Genomic DNA, 3,288 nt, shown 5'->3' with positions numbered 1-3,288 from the left:
TGCAAGGCAGACGGACCCGAGGAAACTGGAGATGCTACTCGGCTGACCGGAGCCTGGCTATGCAGCACCGGGACTGCTTCGGTTTGGCCAGCCAGCCAAGGCGGAAGAACCGGCCCAGTAGAAGCTCCCACCCCAAGCTCCAACCGTGACCGCAGGCACTGTTGAACTGTGACGTAGCGCCAAGGCTTCAATTTCTTGACGAACTTGGCAGGCGGAAGGCCGAAGCGACCACCGACCGTGCGCTGGCCGCCGAAGGACGGACAGTCCACGCCGACGCTGAAGCGGGCACGCCTCTCCCATGCACAAGGCATCGAGACCGAGGCCTTGAGAAGCTGGCATTGGCAGAAGACGCTTCAAGTGAACTGGGCTTCAACCCGGCTGTGGGCTTAACGTTCGACGTAAGGGGCGACCCGCCTGCGGGACGTCCCCTTGACGGAGGGGTTAGGCGCCGCATTCACCGGGGCACCTGGCTGTTTGGCTGCGAGAACGGGTCGGTGAAGGGATGACAGCGCGGGGCTAAGTTTATGACTCAAGAGAATGGTTATCGCAGGATCGGTGATTCAGCTTGAAGCGCTTCATGCGACTTCTCGCCGCCGGTGAGTTGTAGCGTTGCTACTGACGACCGACCGGGCTGCTCAGCCTGCGAACGAAGACCTTGACCATCGTTGAAGATAACTCGGAGGATCGATTCGCAGCCGGCCAGGCATCCGGTCAGACACAGCAGGACTGAGACTTTGACAATTTGACCTAGAAATCGGTTGTTGAATCGCAATGGGTGTTTCTCAGTTCATTGAACGCGGCCATAAGCTGCGGGCTTAACGTTCGACGTAAGGGGCCTGCCGCAGGCAGGTCCCCTTGACGGAGGGGTTAGGCAACGCGGCGTTGACGGCAAAATTCATTGCTTCGAAGAGCACTTCCGAGATTGGCGAGCGGCTCTGTACTCTGGCTTAGCGGCCTTGCCCGGCTTCATGAACTTCTGCGATCTCAACTTTGCCAGCTGTTATGCGCACATCGGCTCTGCGATCGTACAGCTCAAACTGTTCAGTAGGCGAAAGCTCAACCGTTAGGTGCGCGTTCTCCCAAGTGGTAGATCCCTGAATGAATATCGGCTCGATGCATGCAATGCGCAAGCAGCCCGGTCTATCCGAAAATCTCAACTCAAGTAACAAAGACGCATGACTTCTCGTAAGTTCAGTCATTCGGGCTGTTGCTCCGGACCAGCGGGCAAGCAGAGTTGGGAAGTGGCGAAGCATGTCCCGTCGGCGATCGGCACGTGTCAGTGGGGTTCGCGGATGCATACGTAGCTGTCTTCGAGTTGCTTAACGTTCGACGTAAGGGGCGGCTTGCGCCCTGGCGCAAGACGTCCCCTTGACGGAGGGGTTAGGTGCCGCCGGCGCGATCATTTGGCTGGTGGGCCTTTTCGAATTACCGCGATGTGATTGGCGTAGAAATGCTCTAGATCGGCGCGCTCGCCCTTCAGGAGGGCGGGATAGATGGAACAGGCTTTTCGAAAGCTGGCTGGGCCGCCTTCGGTGAGCTGATTGCGCAGCTGGAGCTTGAGATCAGCAAAGGCCGCGGCGACTTTCTGCACGACTTCACCATGCTTTGTGGGGTTGCCCCCAGCCTCCTGCCAAAGGCTCGCGCTTAGACGAGATTCAAGCTCCTGCTGGAACTTCCCGTACTTTCTGCTCCACTCTGCGTACGCGCGGTCAATTTGTGGCCGAAGGTCTGGAAATTCAGGGGCGCAGATCTCTTGATACTGCTTGATGTAAAGCGCTGCGCCGTGAACCTGACYAAGATCGTTGTAATAGTCGCCCGTCGAATGCGGGGACACTTCTGCTTGAGCGGCCGATGCTGCGATGCACATCGCCATGAAGAGATGGATACGCATGGGAGTGTTCGGCACCTAACGTTCGACGTAAGGGGCCTGCCGCAGGCAGGTCCCCTTGACGGAGGGGTTAAGCATCATCGTGCCCGGCGGAAAGCTTTGCAAGCAGCCACGCCCGAAGGGCGCTCGGGAGCGATATGAAGGTGAGGCCAAGCGCCGCAACGGTGAAGACGGCGCTGAACCCTGGCTGCCCTTTGGCCACTTCGACATCGATGTAGAGGAAGAATGCGCTAAGCAAGGCGCCGCCAAAGAAGAGGCCGAGCCATTCTCGCCAGGATTCTGGCTCACTGCCGCTACGCCTGCCTTGCCAAAGGACGCCGCTCCAAGCGGCGAAGGCCAAGAGAAAGGTGATGACGCCACCGAAAGCTGCAGCAAGCCAGAAGTGTTCGGGGAAATACAAAAGAGCTGTAGCGACGACGAGTAGGGTAAGGAGCGCAAGCCCCGCGCTGGAGGCGAGAAGTTGAATCGTGCTGGAACGTTGCATGTTGCTTCTTGATGCTTAACGTTCGACGTAAGGGGCGGCCCGCTTGCGGGACGTCCCCTTGACGGAGGGGTTAGGTGGCAGGTTGGGTAGCCTCACGCTAACTCGCGCACGTACTGATTGACCAAGGACGGCTCAATGAGTGGGACTTGAGGCATTGCCTCAAGGCTGGACTCGAAGATGCTTGAGTAGCAGGCCCATTCGAGTCCACGGACAAATTCGCCAAAGATGATTGAGCGAAGACCGGTTCCTCGTTCGTTGAGCGCTTCACGATAGCGAAGAGTTGTAGCAACTACGGCTTTGGGAAGAATTTGATCACGCCCTTCGAGTTCGAAGGTTCCGTCGACGTACCGGTACGAGTTGAGCGGGATAACCCATATGTATTCGCGCCACTTCAGGTTACGCAATTGCTGCCGGACACATGAGATTACCCCCTGAAGCTCGCCCGTAGGCATGCACCTAAGCACGGTTTGATCTGCCATAGAGACGACGTGAGCGGCAAATCGTCGGCTTGAAGCGGGCCGAGATTGGCGTTTGCCGTATTCGACAAGGTCAATCAATGGCGACTGGAAGAAGGCCGGCATGTGATGGTGGTGGTTTGCCACCTAACGTTCGACGTAAGGGGCGGCCCGCTGGCGGGACGTCCCCTTGACGGAGGGGTTAGGCACCAGCTTCGCCTCAGATTTGAAGTGCAACACTTCTTCTCCAAGGAGCAGTTGCACGAATGGGAATCCGATACTCTCACCTGTCCTCGACAGATCGCGTTCGTATTGAGGTCTGCTTGCGCTACGGCGCTCGTGCGGCCGCCGTGGCACGCTTTGTCGGCTGCCATCGGTCTACCATTTGGCGGGAGCAAGAACGCGCAAAGTCTTATGGCTTCAGGACCTACGCCGCCGACTTCGGCCAGCGCTTCTATGAC

General features: G+C 58.1%; 4 protein-coding genes. 1 reads left to right on the top strand and 3 read right to left on the bottom strand.

Annotation, left to right across the window (positions count from 1 at the left end):
- Positions 1 to 1,399: 1,399 nt before the first annotated feature.
- The 3 genes from AC1DYI_RS30340 to AC1DYI_RS30330 form a co-directional block, all read right to left on the bottom strand.
- Positions 1,400 to 1,891 carry a hypothetical protein gene (locus AC1DYI_RS30340; protein WP_477207835.1) on the bottom strand — a complete coding sequence of 164 codons (492 nt, stop codon included), beginning with the start codon at positions 1,889 to 1,891 and terminating at the stop codon, positions 1,400 to 1,402.
- 67 nt (positions 1,892 to 1,958) lie between these two features.
- Entirely contained in the window at positions 1,959 to 2,372 is a 414-nt protein-coding gene (locus AC1DYI_RS30335; RefSeq protein ID WP_477207834.1) for a hypothetical protein, read from the bottom strand.
- Between the two features lie 92 nt (positions 2,373 to 2,464).
- Positions 2,465 to 2,953: a hypothetical protein gene (locus AC1DYI_RS30330; RefSeq protein WP_477207833.1), complete on the bottom strand. Its 489-nt coding sequence runs from the start codon at positions 2,951 to 2,953 to the stop codon at positions 2,465 to 2,467.
- Positions 2,954 to 3,093: 140 nt separating this feature from the next.
- On the opposite strand from AC1DYI_RS30330, the gene AC1DYI_RS30325 reads away from it, so the two are divergent.
- Positions 3,094 to 3,288, top strand: a 195-nt coding sequence (locus AC1DYI_RS30325) for a helix-turn-helix domain-containing protein (protein WP_477207832.1), incomplete at its 3' end; no start/stop codon positions are given.

The sequence above is a fragment of the Ideonella sp. P3_A4 genome, assembly GCF_056403075.1.
Note: the sequence above shows the minus strand (reverse complement) of the source record. Positions and strands in the feature narration are given on the sequence as shown.

Bases quoted from the DNA above. Each gene is read 5' to 3' on its own strand.
- AC1DYI_RS30330 (WP_477207833.1), bottom strand. From the start codon at position 2,953: ATGCCGGCCTTCTTCCAGTCGCCATTGATTGACCTTGTCGAATACGGC.
- AC1DYI_RS30335 (WP_477207834.1), bottom strand. From the start codon at position 2,372: ATGCAACGTTCCAGCACGATTCAACTTCTCGCCTCCAGCGCGGGGCTT.